The following is a 20,313-nucleotide window of genomic DNA, read 5'->3' on the forward strand; positions in this document are numbered from 1 at the left end:
CGCACCGATTGTCCGCCGCACCGGCTGCCCGCCGCGCGCCCGGGCGTGACCTAGGCTGAGGGGCATGGCGCATTTCGTGATCATGGGGGTGGGGCGCGTCGGCACGATGGTCGCCCACACCCTCGAGGACTCCGGGCACACCGTGGCGGTGATCGACCAGGACGACCGCGCCTTCCGGAGGCTGCGCAAGTCCTTCGAGGGCAAGAAGGTCACCGGCCTCGGCTTCGACCAGGAGGTGCTGCGCCGGGCCGGCATCGAGGAGGCCTACGCCTTCGCGGCCGTCTCGAGCGGGGACAACTCCAACATCATCGCGGCCCGGGTGGCGCGCGAGACGTTCAAGGTCCGCCACGTCGTGGCCCGCATCTACGACCCCTCCCGGGCGGAGTTCTACCAGCGGCTGGGGATCCCCACCGTCGCCGCCGTGCGCTGGAGCGCCGACCAGGCGCTGCGCCGGATCCTGCCCGAGCAGACCATCACGGCCGACTTCCGGGAGGCCTCGGGACGGCTGCAGCTGGGCGAGCTGTCCCTGGACGACTCCTGGTCCGGCCTGCACCTGGACGCCATCGAGGAGGCCACGGGGGTGCGGATCGCGTTCGTGACCCGCTTCGGGGAGGGCGTCCTGCCCGGTCCGGACATGAGCTACCAGCAGGGGGACGTGGTGCACGCCATGATGCGCACCGACGACGTCGAGGCCGTGTCCCGCGTGCTGTCCCGCCGGCCCGGACCGGACGTGCTCGACTTCGCCAACTCCCTGCGCCGGGAGTCCGAGGACGCGACCGGATCCGACGACACCCCGCGGGGAGGAGCCTGATGCGCGTGGTCATCGTGGGCGCGGGCGCCGTGGGCGCCTCGATCGCCCGGGAGCTGCTCTCCCACCAGCACGAGGTCGTGATCTTCGACGAGAAGCCCGAGGTGATCGGCCGCTCGGACCTGCGCGGCGCCCAGTGGATCATCGGGGACGCCTGCGAGCTCTCCACCCTGCGGGAGGGCGGGCTCGAGGACACCGACGTCGTCGTCGCCGCCACGGGCGACGACAAGGCGAACCTCGTGGTCTCCCTCCTGGCGCGCAGCGAGTTCGGCGTGCCCCGCACGGTGGGCCGGGTCAACAACCCCAAGAACGAGTGGCTCTTCGACGACGCCTGGGGCGTGGACGTGGCCGTGTCCACGCCGCGGCTGATGACCGCGCTCGTGGAGGAGGCCGTCGAGGTCGGCGACGTGGTGCGGCTGCTGACCCTGCAGACGGGCGGGGCCACCCTCTCGGCCTACACGGTGCCGCACGAGCACCCGATCATCGCCACGATGGTCTCCCAGGTGCCGTGGCCGCCGGACGTGGCGCTCGTGGCCATCCTGCGCGACGGCGTGCCCATCACCCCCTCGGGGGACGACGTGGTCGAGGGCGCCGACCAGCTCTTCTTCGTCTCCACCACGGAGGGCGAGGCGCAGCTGCGCGCGATGTTCACCACCGCGGGCCGGCACGAGCCCCACCGGGACTGAGTCCGGCGAGCGGGCTCAGGGGGTGTCCTGCTCCTCGGCGGCGATCTGCTCCGGGGGCCGGGACACGAGCCACGCGAGCCACAGGGTCAGCGCGTACAGGGGCACGCCCATGACCAGGCGCGCCACGCCGAGCCCGGTGAGGTTCTCCGCCAGGTACAGGGGCACCTGCACGAGCAGACGGGCGGCGAACATGGCCATGAGCATGACCGTGGCCACCTGGTACGCGCGGCGGCGCACCGGGACCTCCCGCCACTGGGTGCCCTCCCCGCGGATGTAGCCGTAGAAGACGCCGAGCAGCGGCCAGCGGGCCAGCAGGGACAGCCCGAGCCCGCCGAACCAGGCCGCGTTGATCCAGAAGCCGGGGACGTAGTAGTCCAGCGCCTCGCCGGTGGCGCGCGCGAACAGCGCGCAGACGCCCACCCCCACGAAGCCGGAGACGGCCTGCACGAGGCTCTGGCGCTGGACGAGGCGCAGCACGGTGAAGAGCGCGGCCGCGCCCAGGGACGCGACGAGCGCCACCCCGAGCGTGTTGCCGACGAGCAGCACGGCGAGGAACACGAAGCCCGGCAGGATCGTCTCGGCGAGCCCGCGCCAGCCGCCGACGGCGTGCAGCACGTCGAGCTGGCCGTTGTCCTTGCGCCGCATCCCCGAGCGCGCGGCGTAGGCGGCCATCGAGCGCTCCACGTCGTCGCGCCGGGGCCCGCCCGCCGTGCTCCCGGGCTCCTGGGGGTCCGTCATCGGCTGACCTGCTTCGCGATGATCTCGTAGCGCGGGTTGAACATGGAGGGACGCCCGTCCCGGAAGCTGACCACGCCCGCGCAGCGCAGCCGCGTGCCCGCGGTGACGCCCGGCACGGAGCGCTGGCCGTGCCACACGAGGCGCAGGGGCCGGGGGGCCACCGGGCCCTGCTCCCCCTCCGTCCGCGGGCAGTCCGGCACGAGCAGCGCCGTGAAGTTCTGCGCGCCCGTCACCGGCGGCACGGTGACCTCCACCACGAGGCCGGTCGCCATCACCCGGCGGCGTCCCCCGGCCGCGGTCGAGGGATCGAGGTCCCCCGCGCAGACCGGCGCCTCGGCGACCACGTCGATGGCTCCGGTGCCCGGCGCCGGCCGGGTGAGCCCGTTCCCCGTCATCGTCATGGCTCAGCCGATCTCCGTGATCTCGGGGCCGCGCCGCGGCGGCCGGACGGGCTCCCGGTCCGGCTCCTGCTCCGGCTCCTGCGCCGTCTCCTGCTCCGCGTCCCGCTCCGTCCCCGGGGCGGGGCGGCGCACGGCGTCCTCGGGGACGACCAGCGTCAGCAGCTCCCGGGGCGGCATGGGGCGGTCGCCGCGCACCACCACGAGCTCGCGCACGACCTCGTCGAGGGCGGCGGCCGACTCGGCGGTCACCGCGGCGGTGCCCGTGAAGACCGCGCGCACGAACCAGCGCGGCCCGTCGACGCCCACGAAGCGGGCCAGGCGGAAGCCCTGGGTGCCGTCGGAGGCCGTGGCGGGGAAGCGGGCGACGACCTGGAGCCCGAACGGGCCCTCCTCGACCGTCGGCTCGCCGTTGCCCGTGCGCAGCGACTGCACCAGCTCGCGGCGGACCTCGTCCCACAGCCCCTCGGAGCGGGGCGCGGCGAACGCCTGGACCTGGACGGACCCGCCCCCGAGGTCCAGGGCGACCGCGCGGGGGCGCTGCGTGCGCTCGTCGACCTCGAGCCGCACGCCCAGTCCGGAGCGCGGGCGCACGAGCACGGCACCGAGGTCGAGGTAGCCGTCGCGGCCGTCGATCTGCGAGACGTCGAGAGGGCCCTGCGGCTCCCGGCGCCGCGCCGCCGCGGCGTCCTCGGCGCTCGGGACGGCCTCCGGCGGCTGCGGGGCGGCGTCCTGCGCCGGGGGCTGCTTCTTCTTGCGACCGAACATGTTCTCGTTCTCCTCCGCCGGCCCGCGGGCCGGCTCGTGGCGTGAGCTCGTGGGGGGCGGCTCGGGGATCAGGCGGTGCCGCTCGAGCCGAAGCCCGTGCCGCCGCGGGCCGAGCCGGGCAGGACGTCGACGACCTCGAAGACGGCCTGCTCGACGCGCTGGACGACGAGCTGGGCGATGCGGTCCCCGCGGCGGACCGTGAAGGACTCGGTGCCGTCCGTGTTGAGCAGGGTGACCATGATCTCGCCGCGGTAGCCGGAGTCGACGGTGCCCGGGGCGTTGACCACCGTGATGCCGTGCCGGGCGGCCAGACCCGACCGGGGGTGCACGAATCCCGCGTACCCCTCGGGCAGCGCGATCGCCACACCCGTGGGCACGAGGGCCCGCTGCCCGGGGCCGAGGACCACGTCCTCGCGGGAGCGCAGGTCCGCGCCGGCGTCCCCGGGCTTGGCGTACACGGGCGGCGGGAGGTCCGGGTCGAGGGCCTGCAGCGCGATGCTGAGCGGGCGCCCGTGGCCCGACGGCGGCCGGTGGCCTGTCGACTGGTCGTTCACAGTGCCCCACTCTAACGCGCCGGACCACGGGCGCGGTCGTGAGACGCTAGAGCCATGTCCGACCCTGCTTCCTCCAGTGCGTCCCCGGCCGACGGCCCCCGCCGGTCCTCCTCCGAGCGGCCCGGCGCCGAGATCCTCTACGAGGAGAAGCTCACCCCCGCCTGGTGGATGTGGCTCCTCGTGCTCTTCGCGGGCCTCGTCGCCCTGATCGCGCTCGCCCCCATCGACCTGTGGGTGGCCGGCGCCGCGGCCCTCGTGGTCGGCGGCGGCACCGCCGTGGCCCTCGTCGCCTCCAGCACCAGCATCGTCGTGACCGACGAGTTCCTGCAGGTCGGCCGGGCCCGCATCGAGCGCCGGTTCGTGGGCGAGGCCGAGGCCTTCCGCGGCGACGACGTCCGCCGGGTTCGGGGGCCCGAGCTAGACGGACGGGCCTACATGAACTTCCGGGCGTCCGTGGGGCCGGTGGTGCGGATCCGGATCACCGACCCCGTCGACCCCACCCCCTACTGGCTCACGTCCACCCGGCACCCCGAGCGCGTCGTCGAGGTGCTGTCCGGGCGCCCGTGAGCACGGCCGGCGCACGGAAGAACCCCGCCGCGACGGACGTCGCGGCGGGGTTCTCCGCGCTGCTCGGACGAGCCCGGACCGGCGGGGCTCAGCCCACGCACTCGACGCAGTGCTTGACGCCGTTGCGCTCCTCGGCGATCTGCGAGCGGTGGCGCACCAGGAAGCACGAGCCGCAGGTGAACTCGTCCTCCTGGGCCGGCAGCACGACGACGGACAGCTCCTCGTTGGAGAGGTCCGCGCCCGGCAGCTCGAAGCTCTCCGCCGCGGCGGCCTCGTCCTCGTCCACGGCGCCGGACTGCGGGTCGCTGCGACGCGTCTGCAGCTCCTCGATCGAGTCCTCCTTGAGCTCGTCGTCCTGCTTGCGCGGCGCGTCGTAATCAGTGGCCATGTCGGGTCTTCGCTCCCATGCGGTCCGAGGGCGGGCTCGGGCACGGCTCGCCGCCGCCCACCGGGCTCTGTGTCGCGTAGATTGTTCACCATCCGGGGGCGAAAATCCAACCTGCACGGGCCCGCGAACACGCGGCGGAGGTCCTCCGCGGACGGCCTCCGGCCGGGGTCGTGCGACGGCCAGTAGGATTGGGGGGCGGGACCGGGCCGGCACGTCGGCCGCGACCGACGGACCCGCCCCGCAGCGCCCGCTCGACGACCCCGAGCGCACCCGAGAACCATCCCGGAGGAATGACAGCATGGAGCAGTTGCGCCTGGCAGGTGTGCACGACGACGGTGAGCACCTGGTCGTCGAGGACGAGGCAGGCACCCGCCACCTGTTGCGGATCGACCAGGAGCTGCGCCTGGCCGTCCAGCGCGCCCGGCGCCTGCCCGGCGCCCGCCAGCGCGGCACGGGCCAGTTCGGGCCCCGCGAGATCCAGGCCCGCTTCCGCGCCGGGGCCACGGTCGAGGAGATCGTGGCCGAGAGCGGCTGGGAGTCCGCGCGCGTCCGCCGCTACGAGTGGCCGATCCTCGCCGAGCGGGCCCACGTCGCGGCCGAGGCGCAGAAGGTCCAGATCGAGGACCGCTCCGCCCACCGCGGCTACCACTCCGTCTTCGAGGGCGAGCCCCTCACCCTCGGCCGTGCCGTCGCCCACCGGGCCGCCGACCTCGGCGTGGACCCCTCCTCCCTCGAGTGGGACTCGTGGCAGCGGGAGGACCACCTGTGGGCGGTGGTCGCCCGGTTCTCGGTGGTGGATCCCTCGGCCGCCCCCGCCCACGACGAGCCGCTGGCCGAGTGGCTGTACAACCCCGCGAACCAGAGCGTGCGGCCGGCGAACCCGTGGGCGGAGTCCCTCACCGAGCCCGGCCCCCCGGACACGCCCCTCGGCACGGGGCTCGGCGTCCTGGACGGCGGCCTCGACCCCGAGCTCACGCAGCTGCGCCGCTCGGCCGTGGAGGCCGACGACCTGCTCGACGTGCTGCAGGCCCGCCGCGGGCAGCGCATCGGCGAGGACGCCGACGGGGACGACGCCCTCGCCGAGATCCTGGGCCGTGGCATGGGCCACGTGGAGCGGCGGCCGCGCCCGCTCGCCGCCCCCGAGGACAGCTCCGTCTTCGACCGGCCCTTCCAGCCCGCCACGCAGTTCCCCGAGCCCGACGCCGCCCCGGAGCCCGCCCCGGGCCGGGCCGGGGCGCCCGCCGGCGGCCCGGACGCGCAATGGGCGGAGGATGCCACCGGCGCGCCGGCCGAGCCCGCCGAGGAGCCCCCCGCCCGGAACGGCGCGCCCGCGAGCTCCCCGGAGCGGGCGCGGCAGCCCGGGCCGGAGCGCACCGGGCGCGACGACGGGGCCGCGCCCGCCGCGGACTCCTCCGGCGCCGAGGCATCCGGGACGGGGACCTCCGAGACCGGGACGCCCGGCACCGGGACGCCCGCAACCGTGACGCCCCGGTCCGGGGCCGACGGAACCGGGACGTCCCCGTCCGAGGACCCGCCGGGCGAGGACCCCGCCGACAGCACCGCTCCGGCCGCGCGAGAGGGCGCCGAGGACTCCACCGCCGAGGAGGAGTCCGCACCGGAACGGCCCCGTCCGCGCAACAAGACGGCGAAGGCCCGGCGCTCCGCGCGGTCCTCGGTGCCCAGCTGGGACGAGATCGTCTTCGGCAGCTCCTCCGACTGAGCCCCGGTGCGTGCCGTCCGGCACCCGCGGCCCGGCACGGGTTAGAGTGCACGCAGCAGGGGACGGCTCCGCGCCGTTCCTCCGGGTCCGCGCGCTCCCCCATCCCGCGCTCGGCCCGGACGGACGACACCACGTCAGGGGCAGCACGACATGGGCAATTCCATCGAGGACGATCTCTTCGGGGACGACGAGCGCGACGCCGCCACCGCGGAGGCCGCCACCCCCGGCGCCTCCGCCGCGCCGGCGGGACCGGCCGAGCTCGTCCAGGGCTCCGGACCGGGCCGGTTCGTCGCCGGGCTGGTCCTGGGCGCGGTCGTGCTCGTGGTGCTCGCCGGCGTCGGGGCGCTCTACCTGGGCGGAGTGGGGCGCAGTCTCTTCGGCAGCGGTCAGCAGGCGGAGTTCATCCCCGCCCCCTCGATGACCACGTCACCGTCGGCCACCGCCTCGCCGACGCCCACCCGCACCCGCACGCCCTCCCCCACACCCTCCCCGACGCCGAGCCCCTCGCCCGAGGCCCCCGCCCCGCCGCCGCCCGCCCCGGAGCCGGTGCCGCCGGCCCCCGTGGTCCCCGCGCCGGCGCCCGTGCCTCCCGCCCCGGTCGCGCCCGAGCCGGTCGTCCCCGCGCCCGTCCCGCCGCAGCCGGTGGTGCCCGCCCCGGCACCCGCTCCGCCCGCTCCCCCCGCGCCGCAGCCGGCCCCGCCCGAGCCCGGACCCGCGTCGCCCGGGACGCCCGCGGAGGACGAGGAAGGCCCGGCCGAGGAAGGCCAGGCCGAAGAGGGTCCGGACGAGGAGGGCCCCGTCGAGGAGGAGCTCGCCGAACCCGCCGCCGCCGGGGAGGAATCCGCCGAGGGGGGATCCGCCGAGGACGGAACTGCCGACGAGGCCGGCGGGGAGACCCCGGCGGTGCCGTGAGCGAGGAGACCCCGGCGGCGCCCTGAGCGGGGAGACCCCGGCGGTGCCGTGAGCACGGGGAGACCGGGCCGGGCCCGCCAGCGGGCACTCAGGCGAGGCGCAGCAGCGGGACCTCCCGCTCGGCGCGGGTGAGCGAACCGTGCTGACCCACCATGGACAGGACGCTGGGCCGGAGCCGGCCCAGGTCGAACAGTGCGATCGGGTCCCGGGCCAGCACCAGGAGGTCGCCGATCCGCCCGCGCACCGCGTCGCGCACGAGCTCCGGCGGCCCGAAGTAGCCGGCCTCGAGAGCGGCCTCCCGGGAGAGCAGCCACACCCGGGAGCCGAACTGCCCGCGCCAGGCGGCCACGAGCGCCCTGACGTCCCCGGCCGTGGCGTCCTGCTCCAGGTGCAGCTGCACCGTCCGCGGCTCCCCCGCCGTGTGCCGGACGCCGTCCAGCAGACCCGGAAGCCCGGAGAAGTCGACGCGGGCGTCCCGGGGGACGTCCACCATGCCGTGGTCACCGGTCACCAGCACGGTGGTGCCGGCCGGGACCCGGGCGACCAGCCGGCGCAGGGCCGCGTCGAGCTCCTCGAGCTGGGCCGTCCACTCCCAGGACTCCCAGCCCCGCGCGTGCCCGGTGCGGTCGAGCTCGTCCCAGTAGAAGTACATGAGGGCGTCCCGGCCCGCGGCGAGCTGGTCGAGCGCGGTGCTGACGCGCGCCGCCGGTCCCTCCGCGGCGACGAACCGGCTTCCGCGCAGGGCGGCCTCGGTGAGCCCGGAGCCGGCGAACTTGCCCCGGCTGACCGTGATCACGTCGAGGTGCTCGGCGGCGCGCTCGAACACCGTGGGCAGCGGCTGCCACGTGCGCGGGTCCACGGCGGCGTCCCAGCCCCCGAGCTGGTTCACGACCCGGTCCCGGGCGGGGTCCAGCACGTCGTAGCCCACCAGGCCGTGCGCTCCGGGGGCGGCGCCGGTGCCGAGGGACGCCAGTGAGGCCGCCGTCGTCGTGGGGAACGCGGCGTCCAGGGTGGCCAGGCTCCGGGCCCCGGCCAGGACGGGGGCGTGCCCGGCGCGGGCCCGCAGCTGCGCACGCCCCAGCCCGTCCACCATGACGACGACGACCCGGCGGGCGGCGGGCAGGCCCAGCACGTCCCGGAAGCCGGGCACGCCCAGGGACGCCGCGGCCGAGGACATGACCTCCGCGACCGATCGGCTGCCGTAGCGGGGCGGGCCCGGCAGGTCGGCGGGCAGCGCGGGGAGGACTTCCTGCACCGCCCTCATCGGGCGGCGCCGCCGTCCCGGCCGGTGAACCGGTCGGTGAACCGGGTGCGCGGGGTGGCCGCGGCCGTCCGCCGCGGGGCGGGCGTGCGGCCGTGAACCGGCTGGGCGATCTGCGCGCCGTCGGTCAGGGGGGAGAGGTTGGCCCGGCGCAGCGTGCGCGCGAACTCCCGCGCCCCCTCGACGGCGGCCGGGCCGTCGGCCTCCGCGCTGATCCGCAGCACGATGTCCTCGCGGGCCGCGGTGCCGGTGTAGCCGTGGTCGGCCTGGCACTGGGGGTCCTCGCACAGCGCGGGCGCCAGGTCCACGTGCAGGGTGCCCGTCCACGCGATGGCGAGCGTCACCTCGGAGATGGGGCTGTCCGGCCGGTAGTTGGCCGGCTGGTAGTAGGAGTAGCTGAGCGTCACGGAGCGGATCTGCGAGATCCCCACCGTCTCGGTGGAGACGCGGGCCACCACGTCCCGGCCGCTCTCGTCGAACTCCTCGTCGTCCACGTGCGTCACGTGGAGCACGTCCTCGGCGAGCACCAGCACGGTGGTGTGGCGGTGCACCTCCGTCCGGTCGATGTGGGTCTCCAGCTGCACGAGGTGGGACACCGGGGACCGGCCGTCCAAGGAGTCCTGGACCACGTCGATCACCAGCTGCGGATAGAAGCCGGCCTTGTTGATGTCCTCGACCAGCCGCTGGCCGCGCTCACCTGAATACGTCATGGAGGACATTTTCCCCCACGCGCGCGCCCGCGCCCAACACGGGCCCTCAGGGCACGCGGAAGTAGCAGCGCTCCTCCCCGCCGCCCTGGTCCTCGCAGACCCGTTCCAGCACCACGGGGGTCTCCTCCGGCGCCGGGCCGGGGGGTGTCGGCGCGCTGCGGGTGGCCGTGGGCGTCGGACCGGGAGCGGGGACCTGCTCCGCGGAGCCCAGCGGGTCGAGCAGCAGGTAGCCGCTCAGCAGCGCCGTCATTCCCACCAGGACCACGAACACGCCCCGCACGGCGCTGCCGCGGCGCCGGCGCCCGGTCCGCGCCGTCGGGGTGAACGTCCCCGTCCGCCGTCCCGCGGCCGGCCGGTGGCCCGCGCCGTCCCGGCCCGGAACCGGGACGGGTGCTCCGGCGCCGGCGGGCCCCGGCGTGCCCCGCCCGGGCCCGGACCCGCCGTCCCCGGGCCCCGTGTCGCCCGGACCGGTCGCTCCCGGGTCCCCGGGCCTGCCGCCGTTCGCCCCGGTGCTGCTCGGCCCGCTGTCGCCCTCGCCGGCGTCGTTGCTCCCGGAGCCGGCCGCCGCGGGGCCGTCCTTCCCGGCGCCGGCACTCCCCGCGCCGGCACTCCCGGCGCCGGCATGCCCGGTGCCGCCGCTCCCGGTGCCGGCCGCCCAGGTCCCCGAGGCCCCGGCACCGGCGCCACCGGTGTCCACCGTGTCGGGTCCGTCCGGGAACGGGTCGCCGGTGCGCTCCCCCCGTGTTCCGCCCGCTCCGGAGCCGGGCCCCGCACCGGCCGGGTCCGCCGTGCGCTCCGGGGCGTCCGTGCCGTCCCATCCGGTCAGCACCCGGCTCGCCCACGGCTCGGGCAGGGGGTCGAGGACGTCGAAGACCTCGAACGGCTCCCCGTCCCGCGTGCGGGCCGGGTCGAAGCGCCGCCGTGCCGCGCCCGCGGTGAGCTCGTGCAGCACGGCCACGGCCGCGTCCCGGCGCAGCGCGGGGTCCGGGGTGAGCAGCGCCGCGAGGTGCTCGGCGAGGTCGCCCTGCTCCCCCACCACCGCCCGCGCGTCGTTGGGCCCGAGGCTCTCCTGGGGCTCCAGCGAGGGGTCCAGCATCCGCAGCGCGGTGATCCCCGCGGCGTAGAGGTCCTGCGCGGGGCTCGGGTCGGTGAGCGCGTAGGCCTCCGGGGGCAGGTAGCCGGGGGTGCCCACCACCGTGCCCGTCCGGGTCAGCCGGGCGTCCTGGACACGCACGGCGATGCCGAAGTCGGAGAGTAAGACGTGGGGCCGGCTGGTCCCGGTGCTGTCCAGCATGAGGTTGCCCGGCTTCACGTCCCGGTGCACCCAGCCCTGGGCGTGCACGAACTGCAGCGCCTGGAGCAGCTGGGCCAGGACCTCCTCCGTCAGCTCCGCCGAGGCCGCCCCGTTGTCCAGCAGCGCGGACTCCAGGGTCCCCCCGTGGACGAGCGGCATCGCGATGACCACGTGCGCGTCCTCCGCGGCCCAGCCGTACGGGGCGAGCACGTGCGGGTGCTCCAGCTTCACCGACTGCTCCCGCGCGAAGCGCAGCAGGTCCGCGGAGTCGCGCTGGCGCAGCACCTTGGCCGCGCACAGCTGCTGGAGCCGGCCGTCCCAGGCCCGCCACACGGACCCGCTGCCGCCGCGGGCGATGGGGTCGATGAGGGTGTACCGACCGGCTATGGTGTCCGCCACGAGGTCCGGGCCCGCCTAGCTGCGCATGGCCCGGCGCGCGCTGTCCGTCCGCTGCCGGGCGTTGCCGATCCCGACCGAGGCCCCGAGCACGGTCAGGGAGCCGCTGGAGACGAGCACCGGGTTCAGCTCCACGCGGGCGATCTCCGGGTGCCGGTCCTTGAGCAGCGCCACCCGGGAGACCAGGTCCTCCAGCCGGTCCACGTCCGCGGCCGGGACCCCCTGGTGGCCGAACAGCTTGCGGGAGGCCTTGGGCTCCCGGACCATCCGCCGCACGTCCTGGTCGGTCAGCGGCGGGACCCGGTGGGCCCAGTCCTCGAGGAGGTTCACCGCGTCCCCCGCCATCCCGAACGAGAGCACGGGGCCGATGAGCGGGTCCTCGATGGCCCGGAGCACCACGGCCTGGCCGGTGGGCGCCATGGACTGCACCTCGAGGTCGAAGGTGCCGAAGGGGGCGAGCGCGCGGTGCATGGTCTCGATGGCCGTGCGCAGCTGCGCGTCGTCCTGGATGTTGAGCTGCACGCCGCCCAGGTCGAGGCGGTGCCGGAGGTTGGGGTCCGTGGTCTTCAGGGCCACCGGGTAGCCGAGCCGCTCGGCGGCGGCCGGCGCGTCCGCAGGATCCGTGAACCGCTCGCTGGGCAGCAGGCCGATGCCGTAGGTCGCCAGCAGCGTCCTCGCCTGGTCGGCGTCCAGCTCGAGCAGCTCGTCGCCGGAGACCCGGGGCAGCACCGTCTCCACGAAGGTCTCGGCCGCCTCCGCGTCGATGCCCTTCGGCTCGGCGTGCCGGCCCTGGTCCTGGGCGCGCCACCGGGTGTAGTCCACCACCTTGGCGAGCGCGCGCAGGGCCGCGCCCGGGGAGTCGAAGCAGGGCACGTCCAGGCCGTCGTCGGCGTGGTGCAGGGCGGAGACCGCGCCGGGCTCGGTGCTGCCCGTGAAGACGACCACCACGGTCTTGCCGTGCTCGCGCCCCACGCGGCCCACGAGCTCGGCGACCTCCTCCGGCGTGGTGTCCGGGACCGGCATCAGCGTGACCACGGCGGTGTCGACGCCCTCGGCGCCGAGGCAGCTGTCGACGGCCGCCCGCAGCTGCCCGAGGGCCTCCCGTCCGCCGTCCGTGGTCCGGACGCCCGCCTGGGTCACCGCGACCTCCAGCCCCAGCTGCATGCACCGGTCCTCCATGAGCTGGCCCAGGGCCAGTGCGTTGGAGACGAGGGCCGTGCGGCCGCCCGCGGGCAGGGGCTGGCCGGCGAGGATCCCGGCCACGTCCATCAGGTGCTCGCTCGTGTCCGCGCGGATCACCCCGGCCTGGCGGAACATCGCGTCCAGGGCCCCGGGCGGCGCCTGCGTGGTGCGCCCGGTGTGGCCGGGCGGCAGCCGCAGCCCGGTGACCTCGCTCTTGGCCACGATCACGGGCTTGTTCAGGGACAGCCGGCGCGCGATGCGGGAGAACTTGCGGGGGTTGCCCACGGACTGCAGGTAGAGCCCGCACGCGCGGGTCGCGGCGTCGTCCTCCCAGTACTGCATCATGTCGTTGCCGGAGACGTCGGCGCGGTTGCCGGCGGAGAGGTACGTGGACACCCCCACGTTGTGGCGCAGCGCGGCGGCGTTGAGCATCATGCCGATGGCGCCCGACTGGCTGAACAGCCCCAGGGGGCCCTCGCGCGGCACCGCCGGCAGGATCGAGGCGTTGAAGCGGGACTCCGGGGCCGTGCTGTAAAGCCCGAGGCTCGCGGGGCCGACCACGCGCATCCCGTGCGAGCGGGCACGGCGGACGAGCTCGGTCTGCCGGGCCCGGCCCGCCGCGCCCGCCTCGGCGTAGCCGCCCGTGACGACGACGACGGCGCGCACGCCCGCCGCGCCGCACTGGTCCACGACGTCGGCCACCAGGTCCACGGGCACGGCGACCACGGCGAGGTCCACGCGCTCGGGGACCTCGCCGATCGAGGTGGCGTGGGTCATGCCCTCCCGCTCGAACGGGGTGGGGCTCACGCCGCTGAGCCGGCCGGCGAACCCGGAGGCGACGAGGTGCTCGACCAGCGCGTGCCCGGCGTGGCCGGGGTCCCGCGACGCCCCGATCACGGCGATGGAGGACGGGGAGAGGAGGTCGGCCATGGACAGGGCCTCGGCCCGGTGCTCCCGCGCGGCCATCACGGCCAGCGACTTCTCGGTCGGGTCGATGTCGAAGCCCACCACCACCACGCCGTCGTCGAACTTGCGGGTGAGCTCGTAGCCGGCCTCGGCGAACACGCGCAGCATCTTGCGGTTCTCGGGCAGCACCTCGGCGGAGAAGTGGTCGATCCCGTTCTCCCGCGCCGCGGCGGCGAGGTGCTCGAGCAGGATCGAGCCGATCCCCCGCCCCTGATGGGCGTCGGAGATCATGAACGCGACCTCGGCGTCCTGCGGGTCGTCCGTGCGGTCGTAGCGGCCGACCCCGATGATCTGCTCGCCCAGCAAAAGCACGAAGCACACGCGGTCCCGGTGATCCACCCGGGTGAACCGGTCCAGCTCGCGGGCGGAGAGCGTGGGCTTGTAGGAGAAGAAGCGCAGGTAGATGGAGTTCTCGGACTGCGACCGGTGGAAGGCCAGGAGCGCGTCCCGGTCCTGCGGGGAGATGGGGCGCAGCTGCGCCGTGGCGCCGTCGCGCAGGATCACGTCGGCCTCCCAGTACTCGGGGTACTGTCCGGCTTCGTCCGTGTCCGCGGTCTCTGGAACCATAGACTTCAGGCTAGTAGACAAACCCGCACCGTCAACGGTGCCTCCCGGTGCGTCCCCCGACGTTCTGCAACGCCGAGCGGCGGGGGCCACACCGGACCGACCCACGACCGAAGGACCCCCCGCTGTGATGGCTCGCCGCCGTGCGCCCTCCCGTCCGTCCGCCGAGGACGAGCTGCCCGCCGACTTCCGGGAGAACATCGTCGACATCGACGTGACCTCCGAGATGGAGACGAGCTTCCTCGAGTACTCGTACTCCGTCATCTACTCCCGCGCCCTGCCCGACGCCCGGGACGGGCTCAAGCCCGTGCAGCGCCGCATCCTGTTCATGATGAACCAGATGGGGCTGCGCCCCGACCGCGGTCACGTCAAGAGCGCGCGCGTCGTCGGCGAGGTGATGGGCAAGCTGCACCCGCACGGCGACTCCGCGATCTACGACGCGATGGTCCGCCTCGCCCAGTCCTTCGCGATGCGCCTGCCGCTCGTGGACGGGCACGGCAACTTCGGCTCCCTCGACGACGGCCCCGCGGCCTCCCGCTACACCGAGGCCCGGATGGCCCCGGCCGCCCTGGCGCTCACGGCCGACCTCGACGAGGACGTCGTCGACTTCGTGCCCAACTACGACAACCAGTTCACCCAGCCGGGCGTGCTGCCCGCGGCGTTCCCGAACCTGCTGGTCAACGGCTCCTCCGGGATCGCGGTGGGAATGGCCACGAACATGGCCCCGCACAACCTGCGGGAGGTCGTCGCGGGCGCCCGCCACCTCGTGGAGCACCCCGAGGCCACGCTCGAGGAGCTCATGCGCTTCGTCCCCGGCCCGGACCTGCCCTCGGGCGGGCGGATCGTGGGCCTCGACGGGATCCGGGACGCCTACCGCACCGGGCGCGGCTCGTTCAAGACCCGCGCGAAGGTCTCGATCGAGCAGGTCTCCCCGCGCAAGCAGGGCATCGTCGTCACCCAGCTGCCCTACATGGTGGGGCCCGAGAAGGTCACCGAGAAGATCAAGGAGGCGGCGCAGGCGAAGAAGCTCCAGGGCGTCTCCGACGTCGTGGACCTGACCGACCGCAAGAACGGCATGCGCCTCGTCATCGAGGTCAAGAACGGCTTCAACCCGCAGGCGGTCCTGCAGCAGCTGTACAAGTACACGCCCATGGAGGACTCCTTCGGGATCAACAACGTGGCGCTCGTGGACGGACGGCCCCGCACCATGGGCCTGCTCGAGCTGCTGCGGGTGTACGTGGAGCACCGGCTGTCGGTGGTCCGGCGGCGCACCGGGTTCCGCCTGGGCAGGCGGCGCGACCGGCTGCACCTGGTCGAGGGCCTGCTCGTGGCCATCGTCGACATCGACGAGGTCATCCAGATCATCCGCTCGTCCGACGAGACGGCCGTGGCCCGGGAACGGCTCATGGCCGTCTACGACCTCAGCCGCGTGCAGGCCGACCACATCCTCGAGCTGCGCCTGCGCCAGCTGACCAAGTACTCGCGGATCGAGCTCGAGAAGGAGCAGGAGGAGCTGCGCCGGGAGATCGCCGAGCTAGAGGAGACCCTCGCCTCCGACGCCCGGCTGCGGGCCCTGGTCTCGGCGGAGCTCGCGGAGATCGCCGAGGTCCACGGCGACGACCGGCGCACCGAGCTGCTCGAGTCGGAGGCGCTGCCGGCGCCGGCCGCCGCGGCGGCGGCCCCCGCCCCGGGGAAGGCCCCGGGGGGCGGGCTCTCCCTCGAGATCGCCGACGACCCGTGCTGGGTCTTCCTGTCCACCTCGGGCCAGCTCGCCCGGACCCCCTCCCAGGTGCCGCTGGTGGATCCGCCGCGGCGGATCAAGCACGACGCCCTGGTCTCGGCGGTGCGGGCCACCGCCCGCGGGGAGATCGGCGCGGTCACGTCGACCGGTCGCATGCTGCGCGTCCAGGTGATGGACGTGCCCGTGCTGACCGCCTTCGAGGGCACCCCCAAGCTGGGCGACGGGGTCCCGGTCAAGGATTTCCTCACCCTCGGCCGCGGGGAGCGGCTCGTGGGGCTCGCGCCGCTCAACGCCGTGCTGGCCCTGGGCACCCGCAACGGTGTGGTCAAGCGCGTCAGCCCGGAGTACCCCCTCAACCGGGAGGACTGGGAGGTCATCACCCTCAAGGACGGCGACGAGGTGGTCGGTCTCGCCGAGTCCGCCGCCGCCGAGGACGAGCTGGTGTTCGTGACCCGGGACGGCAAGCTGCTGCACTTCGAGGCCGGCGCCGTGCGGCCCCAGGGACGCACCGCCGGCGGCGTCGCGGGGATCAAGCTGGTCCCGGGGGACGCCGTGGCGTTCTTCGGGGCCGTGCGCGATGAGGACGAGACGCCCGTGGTCGTGACCCTCGCCCGGGCGGACGAGGTGCTGCCCGGCATGTCGCAGTACTCGGTGAAGGTCACCCCGTTCTCGGAGTACCCGCCCAAGGGCCGGGCCACCGGCGGCGTGCGCGCGCACCGCTTCCTCAAGGGGGAGACCGGGCTGGCGCTGGCCTGGGTCGGGCACGGTCCGGCCAAGGCCGTCTCGGCCTCGGGCGTGGCCCGGGCCCTGCCCACCGAGCACGGACGCCGGGACGGCTCGGGCGTGCCCACCGACCAGGTGATCGACGCCGTGGGCCCCGCCTACGGCTGAGCCTCAGCGGCGGGGGCCGAGCAGCCCCATCTGCGTCACGGCCGCGCGCTCCTCCTCGAGCTCCCGGACGGAGCGGTCGATGCGGGAGCGCGAGAACCCGTCGAGCTCGAGGTCCGGGACTATGCCGGCGCGCCCGTCCCGGCAGACGACCGGGAAGGAGCTGACGAGCCCCTCCGGCACGCCGTAGGACCCGTCGGAGGCCACGGCCATGGACGTCCACCCGCCCTCGGCGGTCCCCAGGACCCAGTCGCGGACGTGGCACAGGGCCGCGTGCGCCGCCGAGGCCACCGAGGAGCCGCCGCGCACGTCGATGATCTCGGCGCCGCGGCGGGCGACCCGGGGGATGAAGGTGCTGTCCACCCAGTCCAGGTCCAGGCCCTTCTCCGCGAGCGCCTCGAGCGCCGGCCGGCCCCCGACCGTGGCGTGGGTCAGGTCGGGGTACTGGCTCGCGGAGTGGTTGCCCCACACGGCCACGCCCTCGATCTCGTCGACGCGCGCCCCGGTGGCCGCGGCCAGCTGCGCGAGCGCGCGGTGGTGGTCGAGCCGGGTCAGGGCGGTGAACCGCTCCCGCGGGACGTCCGGGGCGTGCGAGGCGGCGATGTACGCGTTGGTGTTGGCGGGGTTGCCCACCACGACGGCCCGGAAGTCCTCGGCCGCACCCCGGTTGACGGCCCGCCCCTGGACCGAGAAGATCCCGGCGTTGGCCTCGAGCAGGTCCGCGCGCTCCATGCCCTGGGACCGGGGGCGGGCCCCGATCAGCAGCCCCACCGAGGCGCCGTCGAAGGCGGCGTCCGCGTCCTCGAAGACCTCCACGCCGTCGAGCAGGGGGAACGCCCCGTCCTGCAGCTCCAGGGCCGTGCCCTCCGCGGCCCGCCGCGCCTGCGGCAGCTCGAGCAGGTGCAGCCGGACCGGCGTGCCGGGCCCGAGGAGGTCGCCCGCCGCGGCCCGGAAGACGGTGGCGTAGCCGATCTGGCCCGCGGCGCCCGTCACGGTGACGGTGACCGGCCGGGGCCGGACGTTTGCGGTGGACGGGGTGTGCGGGCCGGTGGCGGTCATGCGGGGTCCTTCCTGGGGGACGGTCGCTCGTCCCTGCCCAGCGTAGCGGCCGGGCCTCCGGGCGGGGCCCGGCCGCTCCCGGGCTCCCGCGCGGGCCCCTCAGGCGTCGATGCGCTCCTGGTCCAGCTGCGCGGCGCCCTCGATGATGAAGTCCTTGCGCGGGGCCACCTCGGAGCCCATGAGCAGGGAGAAGGCGTGCTCGGCCGCCTCGGCGTCCTCGACCCGGATCCGGCGCAGCATCCGGTGCCGGACGTCCATGGTCGTCTCCGCGAGCTGGTCCGCGTCCATCTCGCCCAGGCCCTTGTAGCGCTGGATGGGCTCCTTGTAGCGCCGCCCCTCCGCCTCCAGCCGGGCGAGCAGGTCCTCGAGCTCGCGCTCGGAGTACGTGTAGACCATCTCGTTGGCCTTGCCGCCGGCGTTGACGATCTCCACCCGGTGCAGCGGGGGCACCGCCGCGTAGACCCGCCCCGCCTCCACGAGCGGGCGCATGTAGCGGTAGAACAGCGTGAGCAGCAGGGTGCGGATGTGCGCGCCGTCGACGTCGGCGTCCGTCATCATGATGACCTTGCCGTAGCGGGCCGCGGTGAGGTCGAAGGTGCGCCCCGAGCCGGCCCCGATGACCTGGATGAGCGCGGCGCACTCCGTGTTGGCGAGCATGTCCGTGATGGACGCCTTCTGCACGTTGAGGATCTTGCCGCGGATCGGCAGCAGCGCCTGGTGGTTCGAGGACCGGGCCAGCCGCGCCGTGCCGAGGGCGGAGTCGCCCTCCACGATGAACAGCTCGGAGCGCTCCACGTCGTTCGAGCGGCACTCGACGAGCTTGGCCGGCATCGAGGAGGTCTCCAGGGCGTTCTTGCGCCGCTGGGTCTCCTTGTGCACCCGCGCGGAGATGCGGGACTTCATCTCCGCCACGACCTTCTCCAGCAGCTGCCCGGCCTGCTGCTTGTCGTGCCGCCCGGTGGACGTGAGCTTGGCGGTCAGCTCCTTCTCGATCACCCGGCTCACGATCTGGCGCACGGCCGGGGTGCCCAGGACCTCCTTGGTCTGGCCCTCGAACTGCGGCTCGGCCAGCCGCACCGTGAGCACGGCCGTGAGCCCGGCCAGGACGTCGTCCTTCTCGACCTTGTCGCTGCCGGCCTTGAGCTTGCGGGCGTTCGCCTCGATCTGCTTCCGGAACGTCTTCAGCAGGGCCGCCTCGAAACCGGCCTGGTGGGTGCCGCCCTTGGGGGTCGCGATGATGTTCACGAACGAGCGCAGGGACGTGTCGTAGCCGATGCCCCACCGCAGGGCGACGTCGACCTCGCACGTGCGCTCCAGCTCCGTCAGCTTGGAACGGCCGTTCTCGTCCAGGACCGGGACGTTCTCCGTGAACCGGCCCTCCCCCTGGAAGCGCCACACGTCCGTGACCGAGCTGTCCGCGGCGAGGTACTCGACGAACTCGGAGATCCCGCCGTCGTGCTGGAACACCTCCTCGTGGGTCCCGAACTCCCCCGGCGTGCCGGGCAGGCCCCGCTGGTCGCGCACGGTGATGCGCAGCCCCGGGATCAGGAACGAGGTCTGCCGGGCACGCTTGGCCAGCTCCTCGTAGCTGAACCTGGCGTCCGTCGTGAAGATCTGCTCGTCCGCCCAGTACCGGATCCGGGTCCCGGTGACCCCGCGCTTGGCCTTGCCGACGACGTCGAGCACCGACCCCTCCACGAACGGCTCGAAACGCGCGTGCGGGGAGGGCCGGCCCTGGTCGACGAAGCGTCCCGGCTCGCCGTGCCGGAAGGACATCTGGTAGGTCTTCCCGCCGCGGTCCACCTGGACGTCGAGGCGCGCGGAGAGCGCGTTGACCACGGAGGCGCCCACGCCGTGCAGGCCGCCGGAGGCGCTGTAGGAGCCGCCGCCGAACTTCCCGCCGGCGTGCAACTTGGTGAAGACGACCTCCACGCCGGTCAGCCCGGTCCGCGGCTCGAGGTCGATGGGGATGCCGCGGCCGTCGTCGTGGACCTCCACGGCGCCGTCGGCGTGCAGGACCACCGTGATCTGGTGGCCGAAGCCGGCGAGCGCCTCGTCCACGGAGTTGTCGATGATCTCCCACAGGCAGTGCATCAGGCCGCGGGAGTCGGTGGAGCCGATGTACATGCCCGGCCGCTTCCGGACGGCTTCGAGGCCCTCGAGGACGGAGAGGTGGCGGGCGTTGTACTCGGAACGGGACGGTGTCACGGGGATACGACTCCTGGGGGACGGCGGGATTCCCCACCACTGTAGTCGGGGCGGCGGACACGGCCCTCCCGGGGCCGCGGTCCGCCGGCGGACGGCCCGACCTACGCCCGGGGCGAAAATCGGCTCCCGCCGGGATCGAATGTCCGATGGCCGTGGTTGTATGTAGCAGTACCCCGAAGCGTCCACGAGACCCCGGGTACCCGCACCGGCGGCCCCGTGCCCCGTGCAACGCGTACGACACAGGAGGAGGATCCCGTGAACGCAACATTGGAGAGCCGAGAACTCAATGCGACCGACCGCTGCGACGCGTGCGGCGCCCAGGCCTACGTCCGAGTGATCCTCGAGTCGACGGGCGGTGAGCTGCTCTTCTGCGCTCACCACGCGCGCAAGAACGAGCAGAAGCTGCGGCCCCTGGCCGCCACCTGGCAAGACGAGACCGAGCGCATCGGTTCCTGACCCGTACGCCCGCGACGGGCGGTCGACGCAAGGGATGCAAGGAGGGCCC

General features: G+C 74.7%; 18 protein-coding genes. 7 read left to right on the forward strand and 11 right to left on the reverse strand.

Going from position 1 to position 20,313, the window contains the following annotated elements:
• Positions 1-64 precede the first annotated feature (64 nt).
• Positions 65-811: a potassium channel family protein gene (locus AVL61_RS07150; protein ID WP_058873670.1), complete on the forward strand. Its 747-nt coding sequence runs from the start codon at positions 65-67 to the stop codon at positions 809-811.
• Complete coding sequence (locus tag AVL61_RS07155; RefSeq protein ID WP_058873671.1) at positions 811-1,494, forward strand: potassium channel family protein; 684 nt, start codon at positions 811-813, stop codon at positions 1,492-1,494. The genes AVL61_RS07150 and AVL61_RS07155 overlap by 1 nt, the downstream gene beginning before the upstream one ends.
• Before the next feature lie 15 nt (positions 1,495-1,509).
• Here AVL61_RS07155 and AVL61_RS07160 read toward each other — a convergent pair whose 3' ends face one another.
• The 4 genes from AVL61_RS07160 to dut form a co-directional block, all read right to left on the reverse strand.
• A complete protein-coding gene (locus AVL61_RS07160) occupies positions 1,510-2,232 on the reverse strand; it encodes a DUF3159 domain-containing protein (protein WP_058873672.1) in 723 nt (240 codons plus the stop codon).
• Positions 2,229-2,633: a single stranded DNA-binding domain-containing protein gene (locus AVL61_RS07165; RefSeq protein WP_231738313.1), complete on the reverse strand. Its 405-nt coding sequence runs from the start codon at positions 2,631-2,633 to the stop codon at positions 2,229-2,231. Before AVL61_RS07165 ends, AVL61_RS07160 begins: the two co-directional genes overlap by 4 nt.
• 3 nt (positions 2,634-2,636) lie before the next feature.
• Positions 2,637-3,398 carry a DUF3710 domain-containing protein gene (locus tag AVL61_RS07170; protein ID WP_058873673.1) on the reverse strand — a complete coding sequence of 254 codons (762 nt, stop codon included), beginning with the start codon at positions 3,396-3,398 and terminating at the stop codon, positions 2,637-2,639.
• Positions 3,399-3,466: 68 nt separating this feature from the next.
• Entirely contained in the window at positions 3,467-3,895 is a 429-nt protein-coding gene (gene dut, locus AVL61_RS07175; protein WP_408669415.1) for a dUTP diphosphatase, read from the reverse strand.
• Positions 3,896-4,006: 111 nt separating this feature from the next.
• On the opposite strand from dut, the gene AVL61_RS07180 reads away from it, so the two are divergent.
• Positions 4,007-4,519: a DUF3093 domain-containing protein gene (locus AVL61_RS07180; protein WP_058873675.1), complete on the forward strand. Its 513-nt coding sequence runs from the start codon at positions 4,007-4,009 to the stop codon at positions 4,517-4,519.
• 88 nt (positions 4,520-4,607) lie between these two features.
• On the opposite strand, the gene AVL61_RS07185 is transcribed toward AVL61_RS07180, so the two are convergent.
• Positions 4,608-4,907 (reverse strand): DUF4193 domain-containing protein, encoded by a 300-nt coding sequence (locus AVL61_RS07185; protein WP_058873676.1) that lies wholly within the window; start codon positions 4,905-4,907, stop codon positions 4,608-4,610.
• Positions 4,908-5,205: 298 nt separating this feature from the next.
• On the opposite strand from AVL61_RS07185, the gene sepH reads away from it, so the two are divergent.
• Together sepH and AVL61_RS07195 are read left to right on the forward strand one after the other, a co-directional pair.
• Positions 5,206-6,627, forward strand: coding sequence for a septation protein SepH (gene sepH, locus AVL61_RS18595; RefSeq protein ID WP_058873677.1), 1,422 nt, complete (start codon positions 5,206-5,208; stop codon positions 6,625-6,627).
• 150 nt (positions 6,628-6,777) lie between these two features.
• Positions 6,778-7,539: a hypothetical protein gene (locus AVL61_RS07195; RefSeq protein WP_058873678.1), complete on the forward strand. Its 762-nt coding sequence runs from the start codon at positions 6,778-6,780 to the stop codon at positions 7,537-7,539.
• Positions 7,540-7,627: 88 nt separating this feature from the next.
• On the opposite strand, the gene AVL61_RS07200 is transcribed toward AVL61_RS07195, so the two are convergent.
• The 4 genes from AVL61_RS07200 to AVL61_RS07215 are packed head-to-tail and all read right to left on the reverse strand — an operon-like array spanning position 7,628 to position 13,915.
• On the reverse strand, positions 7,628-8,803 hold the full coding sequence (locus AVL61_RS07200) for an alkaline phosphatase family protein (protein ID WP_058873679.1): 1,176 nt from the start codon (positions 8,801-8,803) through the stop codon (positions 7,628-7,630).
• Positions 8,800-9,510: a DUF5998 family protein gene (locus AVL61_RS07205; RefSeq protein ID WP_058873751.1), complete on the reverse strand. Its 711-nt coding sequence runs from the start codon at positions 9,508-9,510 to the stop codon at positions 8,800-8,802. The genes AVL61_RS07200 and AVL61_RS07205 overlap by 4 nt, the downstream gene beginning before the upstream one ends.
• Positions 9,511-9,556: 46 nt before the next feature.
• Positions 9,557-11,203 (reverse strand): serine/threonine-protein kinase, encoded by a 1,647-nt coding sequence (locus tag AVL61_RS18600; RefSeq protein WP_058873680.1) that lies wholly within the window; start codon positions 11,201-11,203, stop codon positions 9,557-9,559.
• Between the two features lie 15 nt (positions 11,204-11,218).
• On the reverse strand, positions 11,219-13,915 hold the full coding sequence (locus tag AVL61_RS07215) for a bifunctional acetate--CoA ligase family protein/GNAT family N-acetyltransferase (protein WP_058873681.1): 2,697 nt from the start codon (positions 13,913-13,915) through the stop codon (positions 11,219-11,221).
• Between the two features lie 127 nt (positions 13,916-14,042).
• Between AVL61_RS07215 and AVL61_RS07220 the strand changes: the two genes are divergently transcribed.
• A complete protein-coding gene (locus AVL61_RS07220; protein ID WP_058873682.1) occupies positions 14,043-16,544 on the forward strand; it encodes a DNA gyrase/topoisomerase IV subunit A in 2,502 nt (833 codons plus the stop codon).
• A gap of 3 nt (positions 16,545-16,547) precedes the next feature.
• On the opposite strand, the gene AVL61_RS07225 is transcribed toward AVL61_RS07220, so the two are convergent.
• Both AVL61_RS07225 and AVL61_RS07230 read right to left on the reverse strand, forming a co-directional pair.
• Positions 16,548-17,600, reverse strand: a complete 1,053-nt coding sequence (locus AVL61_RS07225; RefSeq protein ID WP_058873683.1) for a malate dehydrogenase — start codon at positions 17,598-17,600, stop codon at positions 16,548-16,550.
• A 99-nt stretch (positions 17,601-17,699) separates the two neighbouring features.
• The gene (locus AVL61_RS07230; RefSeq protein ID WP_058873684.1) at positions 17,700-19,808 is read right to left on the reverse strand and encodes a DNA gyrase/topoisomerase IV subunit B; all 2,109 of its coding nucleotides are present in this window, start codon (positions 19,806-19,808) and stop codon (positions 17,700-17,702) included.
• A gap of 255 nt (positions 19,809-20,063) precedes the next feature.
• Between AVL61_RS07230 and AVL61_RS07235 the strand changes: the two genes are divergently transcribed.
• Positions 20,064-20,264, forward strand: a complete 201-nt coding sequence (locus AVL61_RS07235; protein WP_017834164.1) for a DUF7455 domain-containing protein — start codon at positions 20,064-20,066, stop codon at positions 20,262-20,264.
• The last annotated feature ends 49 nt before the right edge of the window (positions 20,265-20,313 follow it).

Source organism: Kocuria rosea subsp. polaris (assembly GCF_001483755.1).
GTDB lineage: Bacteria > Actinomycetota > Actinomycetes > Actinomycetales > Micrococcaceae > Kocuria > Kocuria cellulosilytica.